The 18166-nt window shown below is 69.9% G+C and carries 15 protein-coding genes; 8 read left to right on the top strand and 7 right to left on the bottom strand.

Features of this window, described 5'->3' with window-relative positions:
* The coding region (locus ABZW96_RS27120; RefSeq protein ID WP_355078450.1) for a condensation domain-containing protein at positions 1-1532 on the bottom strand (1532 nt) is incomplete at its 3' end.
* 411 nt (positions 1533-1943) lie between these two features.
* Complete coding sequence (locus tag ABZW96_RS27115) at positions 1944-2630, bottom strand: TVP38/TMEM64 family protein (RefSeq protein ID WP_355078449.1); 687 nt, start codon at positions 2628-2630, stop codon at positions 1944-1946.
* Positions 2631-2811: 181 nt separating this feature from the next.
* Between ABZW96_RS27115 and ABZW96_RS27110 the strand changes: the two genes are divergently transcribed.
* The 3 genes from ABZW96_RS27110 to meaB are packed head-to-tail and all read left to right on the top strand — an operon-like array spanning position 2812 to position 7987.
* Entirely contained in the window at positions 2812-4668 is a 1857-nt protein-coding gene (locus tag ABZW96_RS27110; RefSeq protein ID WP_355078448.1) for a methylmalonyl-CoA mutase family protein, read from the top strand.
* Positions 4668-6947, top strand: a complete 2280-nt coding sequence (scpA, locus tag ABZW96_RS27105) for a methylmalonyl-CoA mutase (protein ID WP_355078447.1) — start codon at positions 4668-4670, stop codon at positions 6945-6947. Before ABZW96_RS27110 ends, scpA begins: the two co-directional genes overlap by 1 nt.
* Positions 6944-7987, top strand: a complete 1044-nt coding sequence (gene meaB, locus ABZW96_RS27100; RefSeq protein WP_355078446.1) for a methylmalonyl Co-A mutase-associated GTPase MeaB — start codon at positions 6944-6946, stop codon at positions 7985-7987. The genes scpA and meaB overlap by 4 nt, the downstream gene beginning before the upstream one ends.
* A gap of 23 nt (positions 7988-8010) precedes the next feature.
* On the opposite strand, the gene ABZW96_RS27095 is transcribed toward meaB, so the two are convergent.
* The 3 genes from ABZW96_RS27095 to ABZW96_RS27085 all read right to left on the bottom strand — a co-directional run bounded on the left by ABZW96_RS27095 (position 8011) and on the right by ABZW96_RS27085 (position 11093).
* Positions 8011-8967 carry an endonuclease/exonuclease/phosphatase family protein gene (locus tag ABZW96_RS27095; RefSeq protein WP_355078445.1) on the bottom strand — a complete coding sequence of 319 codons (957 nt, stop codon included), beginning with the start codon at positions 8965-8967 and terminating at the stop codon, positions 8011-8013.
* Positions 8968-9159: 192 nt separating this feature from the next.
* Entirely contained in the window at positions 9160-10044 is an 885-nt protein-coding gene (locus ABZW96_RS27090; protein ID WP_355078444.1) for an amidohydrolase family protein, read from the bottom strand.
* On the bottom strand, positions 10041-11093 hold the full coding sequence (locus tag ABZW96_RS27085; protein WP_355078443.1) for a nucleoside hydrolase: 1053 nt from the start codon (positions 11091-11093) through the stop codon (positions 10041-10043). Before ABZW96_RS27085 ends, ABZW96_RS27090 begins: the two co-directional genes overlap by 4 nt.
* A 118-nt stretch (positions 11094-11211) precedes the next feature.
* On the opposite strand from ABZW96_RS27085, the gene ABZW96_RS27080 reads away from it, so the two are divergent.
* The gene (locus tag ABZW96_RS27080) at positions 11212-11787 is read left to right on the top strand and encodes a helix-turn-helix domain-containing protein (protein WP_355078442.1); all 576 of its coding nucleotides are present in this window, start codon (positions 11212-11214) and stop codon (positions 11785-11787) included.
* A 100-nt stretch (positions 11788-11887) separates the two neighbouring features.
* On the opposite strand, the gene ABZW96_RS27075 is transcribed toward ABZW96_RS27080, so the two are convergent.
* Entirely contained in the window at positions 11888-13228 is a 1341-nt protein-coding gene (locus ABZW96_RS27075; protein ID WP_355078441.1) for a CoA transferase, read from the bottom strand.
* Between the two features lie 565 nt (positions 13229-13793).
* Here ABZW96_RS27075 and ABZW96_RS27070 point away from each other — a divergent pair.
* Together ABZW96_RS27070 and ABZW96_RS27065 are read left to right on the top strand one after the other, a co-directional pair.
* Complete coding sequence (locus ABZW96_RS27070; RefSeq protein ID WP_355078440.1) at positions 13794-14336, top strand: hypothetical protein; 543 nt, start codon at positions 13794-13796, stop codon at positions 14334-14336.
* Between the two features lie 56 nt (positions 14337-14392).
* Complete coding sequence (locus tag ABZW96_RS27065) at positions 14393-15262, top strand: serine hydrolase (RefSeq protein WP_355078439.1); 870 nt, start codon at positions 14393-14395, stop codon at positions 15260-15262.
* Here ABZW96_RS27065 and ABZW96_RS27060 read toward each other — a convergent pair.
* On the bottom strand, positions 15247-16197 hold the full coding sequence (locus ABZW96_RS27060) for a LysR substrate-binding domain-containing protein (RefSeq protein ID WP_355078438.1): 951 nt from the start codon (positions 16195-16197) through the stop codon (positions 15247-15249). The genes ABZW96_RS27065 and ABZW96_RS27060 overlap by 16 nt on opposite strands.
* Before the next feature lie 83 nt (positions 16198-16280).
* On the opposite strand from ABZW96_RS27060, the gene ABZW96_RS27055 reads away from it, so the two are divergent.
* The gene (locus tag ABZW96_RS27055) at positions 16281-17261 is read left to right on the top strand and encodes an MBL fold metallo-hydrolase (RefSeq protein ID WP_355078437.1); all 981 of its coding nucleotides are present in this window, start codon (positions 16281-16283) and stop codon (positions 17259-17261) included.
* Between the two features lie 134 nt (positions 17262-17395).
* The gene (locus tag ABZW96_RS27050) at positions 17396-18154 is read left to right on the top strand and encodes an alpha/beta fold hydrolase (protein WP_355078436.1); all 759 of its coding nucleotides are present in this window, start codon (positions 17396-17398) and stop codon (positions 18152-18154) included.
* Positions 18155-18166 lie beyond the last annotated feature (12 nt).

The raw sequence follows: 18166 nt of genomic DNA, 5'->3' as shown, positions 1-18166 counted from the left end.
GTGATGAGTTCGGTGTCGAGGGTGTAGGTGGTGGTGGCGCCGTGGTGGGAGGCCACTGCGGGGCGGGGGCGATCCACCGGCAACGACAACTCCTCCGGAAGGTCCGCGAGCGCGTCGCGCCAGAACACGAGGTCGTCGCGGCGGCTTCGGATCCGGGCCGCTTCGCGCGCACTGCCGGGGTGGATCCGCGCGAGGTCGGTGCCCGGCGCCGCGGCGGCGAACTCGTCGAGGAACTCCACGAACTCGCTGTGGTGGGCGGACAGTTCGGGGCCGGTGTAGCGGTCGGGATTGGCCAGGAAGTGCAGGATCGTCCGCGGCGGTTCTCCGGTCTGATACAGGTTGACCAGGAGATCCTCGACCGGCCCGGAGCTGAGGATGTGGAAGTCCCCGGTCAACTCGCCGAAGCGGATCTTCTGGGGGAAGAACATGACGTTCACCATCGGGCCCGCGAACCGCCGCTGCCCGCGCGATCCGGTGGCGGCGCGAATATCGGCGAGGCCGCACCGCTGGTGGCGCAACGCTCCGACCAAGTCGGATTGGACCCGCCGTACCAGCGTCGCGACGGTGTCTTCCGCGCCGAGTGCGAGCGGAAGCGGCGCGAGGTTGACGAACACCCCGCCGGACCGGCGCAGGACGGCCGTGGTTCGGCCGGAGACGGGAACATCGATGAGGACCTCGTCCCGGCCGGTCATCCGGGCGAGATAGCAACCGAACGCGGCGATCACCACCGCGGCCGGGCTCGCGTCGAGCGCTTTCGCGGCGTCCGCGATCCGCACCACCAGCGCCGTCGGCAGTTCGGCCATCGCGACCACGCTGTCCGCACGCGGCGGCGCGTAGCGGGTCGCCAGACTGGATTCGTCATCGGCGACATCGGCGAGTTTGTCCACCCAATATGCCTGGTCGTCGGCGAACCGCTTCGACTCCCGATACGTGCGGTCGGCCTCGTACAGTGTGCGAAGGTCCGCCGCCCGGTTCGGTTCCGGCGGCCGTTCCTCCACGGCGGCCGTGTACAACTCCGCGAGCCGGTTCAACATGGTCATCGCGGCGTAGCCGTCCACCGCGACATGGTGAGCTCTGTTGTACAACAGGTAATGCCGATCGCCGACCTGCAGAAGCGCCCCCGCCCACAACCGGTCCCGAGCCATATCCAGCGGTGCGGTGTATTCGTCGTGCATCCACTTCAATGCCGCCGCCATGGGATCCGGTTCGGCACGCGTATCGATTACCGGCCCCGTCGAAGCCAGTGACGGGTCGAACAGTTGATGCGGGGTGCCGTCCACCTCGACCAGCCGAAAATACCCTGACTGGAACTCGTGACCCGCGCGGATTATCAGCGAACGCAGAAGCTCACGATCGAGCTCGCCGTGGAACTCGACGTATTGCGCCTCGCATATCGGGACGTCCGGACTCAAGCGTTGCGCCAGCCACAGCCCCCGCTGTCCGGCTGACAGCGGTACAGGCTCTGGTGGCGACACGTCCGGTGCGGTGTTCGATCCACGGTCGGGGTCGAACTGCGGTCGCTGAACGGTCATCACCTTGCCTCCAGACCCGACCGGAAATCAGTTTAAGCCGACCGGTTCGTTCGCGTACACCTAAACCACGATGCAGAGCGGCAAATAGTTGCCGACTTTACGAAATTGATAAGGGCCGGTGCGCGGAGCTGTCACGGCAGAGGCTTATGCGACGCGGTAGGGGATGAACTGCACTGCGGCCCGATTCGGCGATGGCGCGGTTGTAGTGTCAATTGATGGCGCGGTTGTAGTGTCAATTGCGGTGCCGCACGCGAACCGTGCACTGGAGAGCGGACGGGCGCTTAGTCCCTTATTACTGATTCATCCTCGTTCTCGGCACCGCTGAATTTCCCGCATCCCCGTCGGGCTGCGCGGCGGGAATGCTGGACGTGACCCCGGTTCCGGTGGAATCGGTCACGGATCGAGCGTTGCTCAGTCGGCAGCCGCGACGGGTTCGGCGATGTCTACCGAAGCGGGGGCTGTCGTCTTCCATCGCGCGTCGACGACCAGACCGGCCAGTCCGACCGCGAGGCAGGCGCCGGACAGCGCGAGCATCGCCGGATGGGTGGTCCCGGTGAGCGCGTCGCCGAGGATGACGGTGCCGATCGTGCCGGGCAGTACACCCAGCACCGTGGCGAACAGATACGGCCAGAACCGGATCGAGGACAAGCCACAGCAGTAGTTGATCACCGAGAACGGTACGGCCGCGATGAGCCGCAGCGAGCCGACCGCCAGCCAGCCGCGGCGGGCGAGACGTTCATCGATGGCGCGCACCGCGGGATGGGTGAGCCGGGCGGCGACCTGATTGCGATCGAGCGCGCGGATGAGCACGATGGCCAGGGCCGCGCTGACGGTCGTCGCGCTCACCGCGAGCGTGATGCCAAGCAGCGGGCCGAACAGCAGTCCGGCGCTGACGGTGAATAGGGTGCGCGGGATCGGCGCCACCGTCACCAGAGCGTGGACCAGGAAGAACAGCAGCGGGAAGACCGGGCCGACGGAAGTCGCCCAGTCCTGCACCTGGCGGGGCGACGGCAGCGGGACCAGCAGCGCCGCGCCGAACAGCGCGACCGCGCCGACGATCAGCGCGACGATACGCGGGTCACGGATCAGCCTCGTCACGGGCGACAGGTTACCGGTTGGTAGTGGCGGGCAGGGTCAACCGGCTGGGAATCCGCCCGCTAGCATCAGTGGAAGCGGGACGAATGCCCGTTAACCGAAGTAGTCGCTGAGCTGGGCGAATGTGAGGGTATCGGGCGCGCACTGGCGGTGCGCCCGTGGTGAGGAAGAGGAACAGCAAGCTATGCCGATTGCTTCAGATCCCGGGGCCGACCCGGTGCCCGAATACGGCGCATGGCGCAAGGGTGTTGCCGGGGTGCTGGCGAAGGCTCGCCGCGTCGATGTCAGCGAACTTCCCGAGGAGCCCGAGCGACTGCTCGACGAGACCACCTATGACGGGCTGACGGTCGCCCCGCTCTACACCCGGCGCGATGAGCTGCCGGAGCAGCCCCTGCCCGGAACGTTCCCCTTCGTTCGCGGCCGGGACGCCACTCGCGACGTGCACCGGGGTTGGTTCGTCAGCGCCCGGTTCGCCCAGCGCGACGCCGCGGTGGCGAACCGCGAGATCCTGGCCGCGCTGGAGAACGGGATCAGCGCGATCTGGCTCGGTGCGGGCGAGCGCGGCGTACCGGTGGCGGATCTGCCGACCGCCCTGACCGGCCTGCTCTTCGAACTCGCCCCGCTCACGCTGGACGCGGGCGGCGACGTCGCCGACGCGGCGGCGCAGGTGTTCACGGCGCTCGACGGCTACACCGCGCCGGCGCGCGATGGCATCCGGGTCTCGCTCGGCGCCGCGCCTCTGACCAGCCGCTTCGCCGGACCGGCCGACACCGGTCTCGCCGAGGCCGTCGCACTGGCCGGACAGGCGGCGCGACGACCGGAAACGGTGCGTGCGATCACCGTGGACGGCACCGTCTTCCACGACGCGGGCGCCTCCGACGCCCAGGAACTGGGCGCGGCGGTCGCTGCGGGCCTGGCCTACCTGCGGTCGCTGACGGAGAGCCTGGACATCGCCGACGCGCTGGGACAGCTGGAGTTCCGGTTCGCCGCCACCGACGATCAGTTCGCCACCATCGCGAAGTTCCGTGCCGCCAGGCGGCTGTGGGCGCGGGTCGCGCAGGTCTGCGGAGCACCGGATTTCGGCGGCGCGCCCCAGCACGCGGTCACCTCGGCCGCCATGATGAGTCAGCGCGACCCTTGGGTGAACATGCTGCGCACCACGCTCGCCGCGTTCGGCGCGGGCATCGGCGGCGCCGACACCGTGACCGTGCTGCCGTTCGACTCCGCCCTGCCGCCCGGCGAACTCGGCGTCTCGCAGGCGTTCGCCGATCGGATGGCCCGCAACACTCAGCTGCTGCTGCTCGAGGAATCGCACCTCGGCCACGTGCAGGATCCGGGTGCGGGCTCCTGGTACATCGAGGACCTCACCGCCGCGCTGGCGGCGAAGGCATGGGAGTTCCTCCAGGAGATCGAGGCGGCCGGAGGCTACCTCGCCGCGCTGGAGTCCGGGCTGCTCGCCGAGCGGGTCGCGGCGACCAAGGCCGCTCGCGACGCGGATGTCGCGCACCGCAAGACCGCCGTCACCGGCGTGAACGAATTCCCGAACCTCGCCGAGCAGCCGCTGTCCGAGGCGGCGCGGCAGACCGGCCGGGTCGCCCGCTACGGCGCTGCGTTCGAGCAGCTGCGCAACCGCTCCGACGCCTACCTCGCAGAGCACGGCGCGCGGCCGAAAGCGCTGCTGGTGCCGCTCGGCTCGGTGGCCGAGCACAACGTGCGGGTCACCTTCATCGCGAATCTGCTGGCTTCGGGCGGCATCGAGTCGATCAATCCGGGTCCGCTCGCGGTGGACGGAATCGCCGCGGCGGCCGCCGAAGCGGGGGCGCCGATCGCGGTGCTGTGTGGCTCGGATACGCGCTACGGATCGGAAGCGGGTGAAGCGGTGCGGCAACTGCGCGCCGCGGGCGTGCCCACCGTGCTGCTGGCGGGTGCGGCGAAAACCGTCGCCGACCTGGACGACGCGCAACGCCCGGACGGATTCCTCGCCGCGCGCATCGACGCCGTCGCCGCGCTGTCCGGCCTGCTGGAGAAGGTGGGAGCCTGATGACCACTCGTGAGATCAAGCACGTGATCGGTAGTTTCGCCGACGTGCCGCTGGCCGAGCGCGCGCCGGAGCCCGCCGCGGTCGACGCGGCGCAGGTGACGGAGTACGTGCGCGCGGCCGCGGCGGCCAACCAGTACGCCCCCGAACAGCTGGTGTGGTCGACCCCGGAAGGCATCGACGTGCCGCCGGTGTTCACCAAGGCCGACCGGGACGCGATCGCGGCCGCAGGATATCCGCTCGACAGCGTGCCCGGTGTCGCGCCGTTCGTGCGCGGTCCGTACCCCACGATGTACGTCAACCAGCCGTGGACCATCCGCCAGTACGCGGGTTTCTCCACCGCAGCGGACTCGAATGCCTTCTACCGGCGCAACCTGCAGGCGGGCCAGAAGGGTCTGTCGGTCGCGTTCGACCTGGCGACCCACCGCGGCTACGACTCCGATCATCCGCGGGTGCAAGGTGACGTCGGCATGGCGGGCGTCGCCATCGACTCGATCCTGGACATGCGCCAGCTGTTCGACCACATCCCGCTGGACCAGGTCAGCGTCTCGATGACGATGAACGGCGCGGTGCTGCCGATCCTGGCGCTGTACGTCGTGGCCGCCGAGGAACAGGGCATCGCGCCGGAACAGCTGGCCGGAACCATTCAGAACGACATTCTGAAAGAGTTCATGGTCCGCAACACCTACATCTACCCGCCGAAGCCATCGATGCGGATCATCTCCGACATCTTCGCCTACACCAGCGCGAAGATGCCGAAGTTCAACTCGATCTCCATCTCCGGCTACCACATCCAGGAAGCGGGCGCGACCGCCGACCTGGAACTGGCCTACACCCTCGCCGACGGCGTCGAGTACATCCGGGCGGGCATCGACGCGGGCATGGAGGTCGACAAGTTCGCGCCGCGGCTGTCGTTCTTCTGGGCCATCGGCATGAACTTCTTCATGGAGGTCGCCAAGCTGCGCGCCGGGCGCCTGCTGTGGAGTGAGCTGGTCGCGAAGTTCAACCCGAAGAGCGCGAAATCGCTGTCGCTGCGCACCCATTCGCAGACCTCCGGCTGGTCGCTCACCGCGCAGGACGCCTACAACAACGTCGCGCGCACCTGCATCGAGGCGATGGCAGCCACCCAGGGCCACACCCAGTCGCTACACACCAACGCGCTCGACGAGGCGCTGGCGCTGCCCACGGACTTCTCCGCCCGCATCGCCCGTAACACTCAGCTGCTGATCCAGCAGGAGTCCAACACCACCCGCCCGATCGACCCGTGGGGCGGCTCGTATTACGTCGAGTGGCTCACCCACCAGCTGGCCGACCGCGCCCGCGCGCATATCGCGGAGGTCGAGGCGCACGGCGGCATGGCGCAGGCGATCGGCGAGGGCATCCCGAAACTGCGCATCGAAGAAGCCGCCGCGCGCACTCAGGCGCGGATCGACACCGGCCAGCAGCCGGTGATCGGCGTCAACAAGTATCAGGTCGAAGAGGACCAGCAGGTCGAGGTCCTCAAGGTCGAGAACTCGCGGGTGCGCGCCGAGCAGATCGAGAAGCTGCGACGCCTGCGCGCCGAGCGCGACCCCGACGCGGTACGGCGGGCGCTGGCCGAATTGACCCGCGCCGCGGCCTCTTCCGAGGGCGGCATGGCGAACAACCTGCTCGCGCTGGCCATCGACGCGGCACGGGCCAAGGCCACCGTCGGCGAGATCTCCGATGCGCTGGAGCAGGTATACGGCCGCCACCAGGCGGAGATCCGTACCCTCTCCGGTGTGTACCGCGACGAGGCAGGGAAGGTCACCAACATCACCAAGGCGAGCGAGCTGGTCGAGGAATTCGCCGAGGCCGAGGGCCGCAGGCCGCGCATCCTCGTCGCGAAGATGGGGCAGGACGGCCACGACCGGGGACAGAAGGTGATCGCCACGGCCTTCGCCGACCTCGGCTTCGACGTCGACGTGGGCCCGCTGTTCCAGACCCCGGAAGAGGTGGCGCAGCAGGCGGCCGACAACGATGTGCACGTCGTCGGTGTGTCGTCGCTGGCGGCGGGCCACCTCACGCTGGTGCCCGCCCTGCGGCAGGCACTGGCCGATGTCGGACGCCCCGACATCATGGTCATCGTCGGCGGCGTCATCCCGCCCGGTGACTTCGAGGAGCTCTACCAGGCGGGCGCGGCGGCGATCTTCCCGCCCGGCACGGTGATCGCGGACGCGGCGATCGACTTGCTGAAGAAGCTCGGCGCCGAACTCGGTCACGAACTCGGCAGCGGCGCCGCGGATTCCGCCGCGACGGAATGAGCGAAGCGGGTTCCCCGGCGCGCGACACCCCGAAGGTGACCGCGCGCCGGGCGATCGACGTCGACGCCCTCGCCGCGGCGGTCCGCGCCGACGAGCGTGCCGCTCTGGCGCGGGCGATCACGCTGGTGGAATCCACCAGGGCCGATCACCGTGCGCTGGCGCAGCAGCTGCTGCTGAAAGTGACGCCGGAGGCGGGCGCGGGGGGCGCGCCGTCCAACCGCGTCGGCATCACCGGCGTTCCCGGCGTCGGCAAGTCGACCTTCATCGACGCGCTCGGCATGTATCTGATCGAGCGGGGACACCGGGTCGCGGTGCTGGCGGTCGACCCGTCCTCGACCAGGACCGGCGGTTCCATCCTCGGCGACAAGACCAGGATGGCGCGGCTGTCGGTGCAGCGCGAGGCCTACATCCGGCCCTCGCCCACGGCGGGCACGCTCGGCGGCGTCGCCAAGGCGACACGCGAGACCATCGTGCTGCTCGAGGCGGCGGGATACGACGTGATCCTGGTGGAGACCGTCGGGGTGGGCCAGTCGGAGGTCACCGTCGCGAACATGGTCGACGTGTTCTGCTTCCTCACCCTGGCCAGGACCGGCGACCAGCTGCAAGGGATCAAGAAGGGTGTGCTCGAACTCGCCGACCTGGTCGCGGTGAACAAAGCCGACGGCAAACACGAGGTCGAGGCCAGAGCCGCCGCCCGGGAACTCGCAGGCGCGCTGCGGCTGATCCACCCGCACGACGCGCTGTGGCGGCCGCCGGTGCTGACCATGAGCGGTTTGGAAGGCGTCGGCCTGGACCGGTTCTGGGACACGGTGCTCGAACATCGTCGTGTGCTCACCGACGCCGGGGAGTTCGCCGAGAAGCGCCGTCGCCAGCAAGTGGACTGGACCTGGACCATGGTGCACGACCAGCTGCTGCGCAGGCTCTCGGACAACCCGGACGTGAAAGCCATTCGGGCGCAAGTGGAGAAGCAGGTCCGCGACGGCACCCTCACCGCCGCGCTCGCCGCCGAGGAACTGCTGAACGCCTTCGACGGCCGCTGAGCCGCCGGGATCCGATCCAACGCCTATCGCGCGTTCAGCTGGATCCGCGCCACCAAGGCACGGTGGTCCGCGCCGGGGAGTCCCACGGTCTCGACCGCGACCGCGCTACCGCCGGTGACGAGGATGTGGTCGATACCGACCAGGGGCGGCCACCGCTTGTCGGTCGGATAGGTGACCAGATGTCCGGCGCCCGCCTGCTCGGCGGCGTCGGCGAAGCGGCCGGACAGCATCGCGCGGAACTGCCGGTGGTCGTAGGTCGCGTTGAAATCGCCGCCGGCGAGCACCGGTCGATCCGCGGGTGATCGGTCGAGAATCACCCGCAGCCGGGACAATTCGTCGGCCCATACCCGCGTGCCGTACACCGGCGGTACCGGATGGAAGGCGTACACCGCGACCGGGCCGACGCCTGGAACGTCGGCGGTCGCCGACAGCTGGTTCAGCACGAAGCCGTCGTACTCGACGGTTTCGGTCAGCGGGTAGCTGCTCCATATTCCCGTCCCGGTCGCTGTCCTTCCCGGTGAGACGAACCGGTACGGCAAGACCTGGTCCAGTCCCGCGCGGCCGAGTTCCTCGACTGCCGTCGGCGTGAGTTCGTTCACGGTGAGGACGGCGACGTTCCTCGCGCGTACCTCGTCGACCAGCGCCCGGGGATCGGCTCCGTCGAAAAGGAGATTGGCTTGCATCACCGTCAGGGTGTGCCCGTCCGCGTCGCCGGAACGGCCGACGTACAGCGGCGCTTGCGTCCACGCCGCGATGGCGACGACGACGATCGCTACCGCCGCACCGCTCCACTGCCGCATGGCGACGAACCCCACCGCCCCCAGCACGGCAGAACCCATCAGATACGGCGCACCCGAAGCCGCCAAGACCAACATCCGAGACTGCGACCCACTGAAGTGCAGTGCGAGCCCCACGCACCCGGCCAGTGCGGCAAGCCAGGCCAGTAGCTGGACGACGACCACGATCGACTTCGAGATCACGTCCGATATTCGAACACACCGGCGACGCCGGGCATTCGACGGCAGCCGCCGCCGACCGCTGCCGAGGCAGAGCGTGTTCTTCGGCCGTTCCAGACGCCGTAGGTGACGACCGCTGCGGGCAGGTGCGGTCGGGCTGGTGCCCGCACGGCCCAGCGGCTCACGGTCATGGCGACCCGAGCCGGTCGACACCGGTCATTCGAGGCCGAACAGCGCCGCCGCGTTGCGGTAACAGACCTGGCGTAACCAGTCGTCACCGAGATCCAGCCGTTCGAGCGCCTCGATCGAATGACCGTAGGAATGTGGGATGTTCGGGAAGTCGCTGCCGAACAGGATGCGGTCGGCGAAGGCGCGCAGCCTACCGTGTTCGTGCACCGGAAACGGGGCGTCGGCCTCGGAGAAATCGGTCCACACCATGGTGGTGTCCAGCCGCACGTCCGCGTAGGCCTCGGCCAGGTCCAGGAATTCGGAGTACTCCGGCGTGCCCATGTGCGCGACGATCAACCGCAGGCGCGGAAAGCGCCGCAGCACACCGGCGATCGGTTCCGGCCCGGTGTGCGTTCCGGGCGCGGGGCCGGAACCGCAATGGATGACGATCGGAACGCGCGCGTCCTCCAGCAGGCCCCACACCGGGTCCAGCAGCGGGTCGCCCGGATGGTAGCCGCCGACTTGGACGTGCGCTTTGAAGACGCGGGCGCCACGTTCGACGGCCTCCCGCACATAGCTCGCGGCCGGTGGTTCAGGAAAGAAGGTGGCGGTGTGCAGGCAATCGGGCGTGCGTGCCGCGAAGTCTGCGGTCCATTCGTTCAGCCACGCGGCCATGTCCGGCTTGTGGGGGTAGACGAGAGCGGTGAACGCGCGAACGCCGAAGTCGCGCAGCGTCTTCAAACGGACCTGCTCGTCGGCGCGGTAGGTGATCGGCCAGGCGCGGCCGGTCAACGGACCTGCCGAGTCGAAGTAGGCCCACACCTTCCGCAGCACCTGGTCGGGCATGAAATGCGTATGGACGTCGATGATTCCGGGCAGCCCGAGCCGGGTGCGGAAGGCGGCCAGGTAGGTCGTGTCGTCGGCGTCGGTCACCGGACCTCCTGTGTGGCGGGCGGATGCACCGTGCGCGCGAGGTCGCCGACCCGGGCGATCAGTCGCTCGAAGAACAGCTCCTGGTCGGTGCCGATCACGATGTCGGCGTTGGGTTCCCGGCCCCACATGCCCGTCCAGTCGGCGACCGTGGTCGCGCGGGTGATGGTTCCGGCCAGTTCCACGTCCACCGTCGCCGGGCGGGTACGGGCCAGCGCCGGGTCCAGCGCCACCGCGGCCGCGAACGGGTCGTGCATGTGGGCCAAGTAGCCCAGGTCGTAGCCGTGGTGGAAATCGAAGTAGAACCGCACCGCGTCGGTGACGTGCCGGACGATCGGATTGCTCGCCGCCGAGCGGGCTTCGGGCGGATCGGCGGGCGAGACGACCTCCACCGGATAGCTCTTCGCGCGCTCGGCGAGGCGGGCCAGGTGCTCGGGCCGCATCTCGATGGTCTCGGTGATGTCGAGCGCGCACACGATCGGCCTGCGCTGCGCGGGGGCCGCGGCGAACGCGTCGAAGACCTCCTTGGCGGCCTCCGGATCGACGTGCACGTTCCACTCGTTGGTCGGCGTCGTGTTGCCCGGATGATTGAACGCGCCGCCCATGATCACCAGGCGGTGCAGCAACAGCGGCAGCTCCGGTTCGATCCGCAAGGCGAGTGCGAGATTGGTCAGCGGCCCGGTGCACAGGCCGACGATCTCCCCGGGATGCGCGCGCACCAGCTCGACCCACATCCGCGCGGCCGATCGCGGCGAGAGACGGCGAGCCGACCGGGGGAGTTCGGCGTACCCGATGCCCTGGGGTCCGTGCGTGTCCTCGGTGGTGCGCAGCGGGATCGCGAGTGGTTCGGCCGCGCCGAGCGCCACTTCGATGTCCGGCGCGTGGCAGACATCCAGCCAGGCCAGATTGTTCGCCGCCACCTGTGCCGCCGGAACGTTGCCCGCGGTGGCGGCGATTCCGGTGATCTCGGCCTCGGGGGAGCCGAGCAGGTACAGCAGCGCGAGCGAGTCGTCGATGCCGGTGTCGACGTCCAGGATGATCTTCTGCCGCACGGGACGAGACTAGCGAGCCGGGGTGCCGGGGCGTCGCCGAGGTGGCCGATAGCTCGGTGATGGCAGGCGGTAGTACATACGTCTGGTACATATGTCTTAGACGTTGTAGCCTCGAGTCATGGGAAATCGCGAGGATCTGCTGGCGGGAGCACGGAAAGTCATCATCGAGCGGGGCGTCGCCAAGGCGACCGCCCGCGACATCGCCTCGGCGGCCGGTGTGAGCCTGGCGGCGATCGGCTACCACTTCGGCTCGAAAGACCAGCTGATCACCGAGGCCCTGGCCGACTCTCTGGGCACCGCGATCGGCGACAGCATGGAACAGAAGATCCGCGAGGGTAGTGGTGTGACGCCGCTGGCGGCGTTCGCCACGATGTGGAACGGCATGCCCGCGGTGTTCACCGAGAACCACGACAGCATGCTGGCGAGCATGGAGAACCTGGTCCGCGTCGCCCGCTCGCCGGAGTCGCGGAAGTTCTTCGCGCAGAGCCTGCCCGGGGCCTACCGGGAGATGGCGGACGCGCTGCGGGAGGCGCACCCGCAGCTGAGCGAAGACCAGGCCGAGGCGATCGGCGAACTGTATTTCGTACTCGTCCAGGGCCTCGGCGTACTGCAAACCATCGCTCCGGACGCGAACCTCCCCGACGGCGACCGCCTGGCGCAAGCGGTCGCCGCACTGGCCGGGGTCGAGGATTAGTGCTCATGGACCGCTCCGACGGGGATGGGGCACAGGCGCGGTACCGCGAGCGCCACTGGTCGGCGCCGCGAAGGATTTCGCGGCGCCTCAGCGGGACGGATCAGTGGGTCGGCAGGGGCCAGGCGGGACGGTCCGCGCCGTAGGTGGGTGCGGGCCAGGCGTAGTCCGGGTATTCGGGGAGTACGGGGGGCGCGGTGACGACTTGTCCGTGCCGGACCACCTGCGCTGCGCTCGGCTCCGCGGCTGCCGGATGACGCGGTGTGCGGTCGGGGGCGCTGAGCAGCCAGGACGCGGTGCGGGCCAGAGCCACACGCACGTCCCGCCCGATGCCGTCGCCCGCGCGCGCGACCAGGGCGTCGATCACTCCGGCGGCGAGGAGGTAGCCCGAGGCGTGGTCGAGCGCCTGGGCGGGCAGCGCTCCTGGCACGGAGGGCGCGCCCTCCAGGATCGAGATGCCGGATGCGGCCTGCACGATGCTGTCGAAGCCGCGCCGCTCACCCCACGGCCCGGCTTCACCCCAGGCGGACACCCGCCCGTGGATCAGCCCTGGCCTGGCGGCGGCCCGCACCCCGGCGCGCTCCAGTGCGCCCGGCCGGTAGCCGGTGATCAGCACATCGGCGGCGGCGATCAGATCATCGAGGCCACTGGTGCGCAGATCGACCAACGCCGAGCGCTTGCCCTGACAGGTGTCGGCGAATTGCCAGGGGATCTCGGGCAGTTGCGGCGGGTCGACCCGCAACACTTCGGCGCCGAGCAAAGCCAGCGCCCGCGTCGCGACCGGGCCCGCGATCACCCTGGTCAGATCGAGCACACGCAATCCCCGCAGCGGCTGCAAAGGTGCGGCGCCCGTAGGCAATCCGGCTTCCCCACGGTCGGCGCGCCGGTCGATCGCGACCAAGGGGCCCGCCGCCGCGGCCTGTCCTTCCGGGCTGGCGGTCCACTCGTCCTCGGTACGGACGCGGACCGCGATAGCGCCCTGCGCGGAGGCCTGTTCCTCCAGATCCGAGGCGCGGATCATCGCAATTCGGGCGACGGCGAGATCGACCGGCACAGAGTCGGGCAAGCCGAGTGTGGCGAGCAGTCGCGCCCGGTGATGCGGATAGTTGGCGTGCGTGCGAACCCATCCGTCGAAGGTGGGGAAGAAGCCGGAGAGGTCGGCGAACTGCGTGGGCAGTTGGCCGCCGATACGTAAGAGACGCTCGCTGGAGAAGGCCGCGGTGATGCGGGCCGGGTCGATGCGATGCGCCACCGGGGCCAGACCGCGGGCCGCTCGCATGCGGTTCGCCGCGGCGGTCAGCGCCGCCACCGAACCGGCGGCGAGTGCCCAGACCGGTAGTGTCGCGGCGAGATTGCTACCCGGATCGGGCGCGGGGGAGATGGGCGAGGCGGTGACACCGATACCGGCCTCGTAGTCCTGGACGAGCCGTGCGTGCGTGTTCACTCGCTTCAGCGTAGTTGGCGGTACGGCGAACTCGGGTGCGGTGGTCGTCACAGCCGCGCCGGATGCGGTCCGCGGCTTCCGCACCGCACCGTCGTTCTGTGATGTCACCTGCGCCGATTCGGTCCGGCGACCAGTGTGACCCGCATGCGGGCGCGCCGCGCCTCGATGCGGCGGGGTGGTCGACGAACGGATGGCGCGCCCGTCCAGGTGGGACACATGGACAGGCCCGAACGGCGACCGCAGGATCGCACAAGGGCGACGCCGAGATAGCGGATGACATGCTGACGAGCTCGAGGCCCCGGCGTCTCGGACGGCGGTGGATGCGTGCCGTGGCAGCACCATGCCACACCAAAGAGACTGTCCGAGCGCACTTCTCGCCAGTGAAAATAGTGGGGGGCGCGAAGACCGGACGTATCGGCCAGCATGTCCACATGCTGCACCGCAGCAGCCGGCGCGGTGACGCCGCGCCGATCCGATGACCTGTCCGTCGCGTGCGGGCAGAGGGGCAGAGCATGGCCGGCGCACCGAACTGCCGCGCGTCGGCCATAGGTGAGGTCGATCGACGATGACGAACGTCTACGCCGGAAGCGCGGAATACACGGTGCCGACGATCAGAAAGAAGCCGAATTCACCCGCGCGAGAACGCGTGCCGGTCTTCGGCATCGACCTGCGGCCGCGCGCGGCTCTGCTCCCGGACCGGGTCCGCTCCGCGCCGATCACACTCGATTACGAGCTGATGGCCGTGCAGGACGCGCAGAACGCGGGGTACCTCCGGGAGATCCAGGACCTCGCCGCCGAGCGCGCGGCACTCGGCACCGCCGGTCACGACCAGGCGACGCGATTGCGCGTGGAGCAGCTCGAGGCGGGGCTCGCGGCGGCGACGACGGACGCGGCGGCGGCGGGAGTCGCCGCGGGCGACGTCGATCGTGCGGTGGAGTACGGCCGCGCCGGCGCCTACTGGGCCGACCGCCCCGCGCACCGCTACCTCGGCCGGATCGCTCAGTTGACCGACGAGATGAGTTCTCGTCTCACGGAATTGGCCGACTATCGGCAGCGGATCGCCGAACTCGAACAGCGAATCGCGCGGACGAGCCCCGGCGGGGCCTGAGCCGTCCGGTACGCCCCGGTGCCGTGCCCGCTCCCGCGGACGGGGATGCTGCATCGGTGCAGGAGATCTTTCGGACTGTCGGCGTCGAGGGGTGGTTGCATGCCCGGTGCGTCGATTGCGGCGCCGAGGCGGGCGTCCGGGCGGACGAACCAGTGGTGCTCGCCTCGGTGGTGAAGGTGCCGCTGGTCCTGGAGTTCGCCAGGCAAGTAGCGGCGGGACAGTTGGACCCCGCCGACCGAGTGCGGGCGCGGGCGGCGGATCGGCTCGGCGGCGTCGGCACCGCGGGCTGCGCCGACGACGTCGAGTTCAGCCTGCGCGACGCGGCGTACTTCGCGCTCACCGTCAGCGACAACACCGCGGCGGACCTGCTGTTCGACCGGGTGGGGCTGGACAACGTGCGCTCGCTGCTGCGCGAACTGGGCCTCGCCGCCACCCGTGTGGTGGGTCCGCCGCGCACCGTGGTGCAGTCCATGGCCGAGGACATCGGCGCCGCCGACGCGGTCGAGTTCGCCCGCCGGTTCCCCGCGCTCGACGCCGAGCAGGTGCTGCGCACCCGCGCGCTGGACCCGCTGCGCACCACCGCGAGCACCCCGCGGGAGATGGCGCGGCTGCTCAGCATGATCGCCCGGGACGAGGCGGGCGCACCGGAGGCGTGCCGGTGGGTGCGTGATCTGATGCGCCAGCAGGTGAACTGGTACCGGCTCGCCGCCGCCTTTCCGCCGGACGTGCAGGTCTGGGCGAAGACGGGGACGCTGCCCGGGGTGCGCAACGAGGTCGGCGTCGTCGAGTATCCGGATGGAAAGCGTTATGCCGTAGCGGTTTTCACTCGAGCGGCGACCTTGGCGCAGCGGCTGCCGGAGGTGGATCGCGCCATCGGCGCAGCCGCCGTCGAGGCGATCGGCCGGATCGTTCACGGCGGGCCGTAGACGACGTTCCATGGCCGTTGCGGCGGGTCCGCGACCGGACTCGGCCGTGACGCGCCGTCGCCTTGCAGCACCGCGACGACCAGTTCGGCCAGCTCGCCCACCAGCGGATGCGCCACGCCTACCGGCCAGGCCAGCGACAACCGATGACTCAGCGTGCCCTCGGGCAGTGGCCGCCAGACCACGCGGGGTTCCTTCTGCGCCACCATCCCCTGGTCGAAGGCCACGCCCCGCCCCGAGAGCACCATGCCCAGGACGAATTCGGGATTGCGCGCGTGCTGCACCGAGGCCGGGCGGAAGCCGTGCTCCCAGCAGCGGCGCAGCGTGGCGTCGTAGAGCCCGGGCGCGGCCGCGCGCGGGAAGATCACCAGGCCGTGCCCGGCGAGGTCGGCCAGTTCCAGCGCCGACCGCGCGGCCAGCGGCGAATCGCGGGGCAGCACCACGCCGAGCGGTGTCTCCACCACCGGGCCGAGTTCCAGGCCGACCACGTCGACCGGGTGTTGCAGCACCCCGGCGTCCAATTGACGGTCGGCGAGCAGCCGGACCTGCTCGGCGGTGGTCAGTTCCTGCAGATCCACCCGGACGTCTCTGGCCTCGAACGCGGTGAGCAGCGCGGCGAGCACCCGCCCGGCCAGTTCGGGCGGCACTCCGATCCGCACGGCGTCCATCTCGCCCCGATGCGCCTTCCCGACCAGCGTTCTCGTCCGCTCCCAGCGCGCGAGCAGGTCTCGCGACTCGGCGAGCAGAATCTGCCCGGCCTCGGTGAGTTCGACGCGGCGGCTGTCGCGCTCGAACAGACGCGCGCCGAGGTCGGCCTCCAGGCGGCGGATGCGCTGGCTCAGCGGCGGCTGGGCGATGCCGAGCCGCTCGGCGGCCCGTCCGAAATGCAATTCCTCGGCGACGGCGACGAAATACCGGAGCTGGCGCAGCTGGTCCACGCTGCGACGATATCTCTTCCGATATCACCGAGCGTCGACACCGGTCTTGGACACGGCCGCAGGGCATGTGGTGTGGTGCCCGCATGACAGGTTTCGGACGGCGTGAATTTCTCGGCGCGACGGCGGGCGCGGCCGCGCTGGCAGGGTTAGTCGCTTGCGCTACAACGGATTCCGCCGACAATGGTGCGGCGACTTCGGTTCCCGGGGGCGGATCGCCCGGCGGGGTGACGCTGCGGTGGTGGGGCAACAACAGCTGGGAGATCCGCCTGCCGGGGGGCAAGGTCGTGCTCATCGACCCCTGGCTGACCAGGTTCCATACCGGAACCTACACCGCCGAGGGCGCGGATCCGCAGACCCCGATCACCGTGGACACCGCGCTGATCGACCACTACGTCGACAGCGGTGAATTGCGCGCCGATCACATCCTGGTCACCCACGGCCACTACGACCACCTCACCGACGTGCCGTATCTGGCGAAGAAGACCGGAGCGACGGTGCTCGGCACCGAGACGCACCTGAACCTCATGGCCGCGCTCGGCGCCCCGGAGCAACAGCTCGCCTTGGCGACGGGCGGCGAGTTCCTCCGTTTCGACGGATACACCATCCGGGTGCTGCGTTCGCTGCACTCCGCATCCGGGGCGCGCGCCACGGTGGCTTTCGCGGGTACCCGTCCAGGCCTGGGCGCGGGAGAACTGCCGCAGCCCAGAGTGATTCGTGATCTGGTCGAGGGCGGCACACTCGCCTACGAGGTGAGCGGCGGCGGCGTGAGCGTGCTGAACTTCGGCGGCTCGAACTACATCGAGTCGGAACTGGCGGGCTTGCGCCCGGACGTGCTGCTGCTGCCCGCCGGAGGCGGGAAGATTCAGGACTACGTCGGGCGCCTGCTGCGCGCCACCGGCAATCCGCGCTACGTGCTGCCCACCCACTGGGACGACTTCGACCATCCACTCACCGAACCCGCTCGCGACTGGGGCGGTCTGGAGCCGCTACGAGCGGCGGTGCGTGCGGCGAGCCCGCAGAGCACTTTCGTCACCGTGGACCATCTACAGACCTTCACGCCGTGACCGGCCTGGATCTCGCCGGGGCCGATCGGGCCGGGTGCCACAGCACAAGCGTCACCCGATGCGGCGGCCGTGGCGACTACCGTGGTCTGGTCCGGCCGCGCGCCGGGACATGCGACGGAGAAGGGAGATCGAACATGGCAGGCGGTATCACCGACTCGGAGTGGTTGCGGACGCTGCGATCCGAGGCGGTCGTGCGGCATCACCTGCTGTGCTTCCCGCCGGGCGGAGGCTCGGCCACGGCATACCGAGATCTCGCACAGCGGTTCGGGCCGGGTGTCGCGGTGTCCGCGGTCCAGTATCCCGGGCGGCAGGACCGGTTGGGCGACGACCTGATCACCGACCTGGCCGCACTGGCGGACCGGATCGCGCGAGAAGTGCTCGCGCAGGGCGAGATCGCGTCGCTGTCCTTGTTCGGCCACAGCATGGGCGCGACTGTGGCGTTCGAGACCGCGCGCAGGCTCGAGCGCGCCGGGCAGCCGCTGGCCACCCTGTTCGTCTCCGGCCGTCCCGCACCGACATTCGAGGAGACGCAGCGGCTGCACCTGGCCTCCGACGACGCGCTCATCGATGAGCTGGTACGGCTGGCCTCGGATCCCGCTCCGCTGGAGATGCTGCGCGCCGAGCCGGGCCTCGCCGAACTCGTGCTGCCCGCCGTGCGCGCGGATTATCGAGCGGTCGAGACCTATCGTCATCAGCCGGGAGAACCGTTGCGCGTCGACATCGCGGCGCTGGTCAGCACCGAGGACCCGACCATGCGACCCGAACAGGCCGACGAGTGGCGAGCGCACACCAGCGGCGGATTCGATCGCGCGACGTTCCCCGGCGGGCATTTCTACCTGGACGAGCACGGCGCGCAGGTCGCGAGCTTCGTGGAGCGCCACCTCGGCGCCTGAGCACGGCCGCCT

Origin of the sequence: Nocardia sp. NPDC004168 (assembly GCF_040610355.1) — a bacterium.
In the GTDB taxonomy this organism is placed as follows: domain Bacteria; phylum Actinomycetota; class Actinomycetes; order Mycobacteriales; family Mycobacteriaceae; genus Nocardia; species Nocardia sichangensis.
This window is presented reverse-complemented; position numbering and strand designations above follow the sequence as displayed.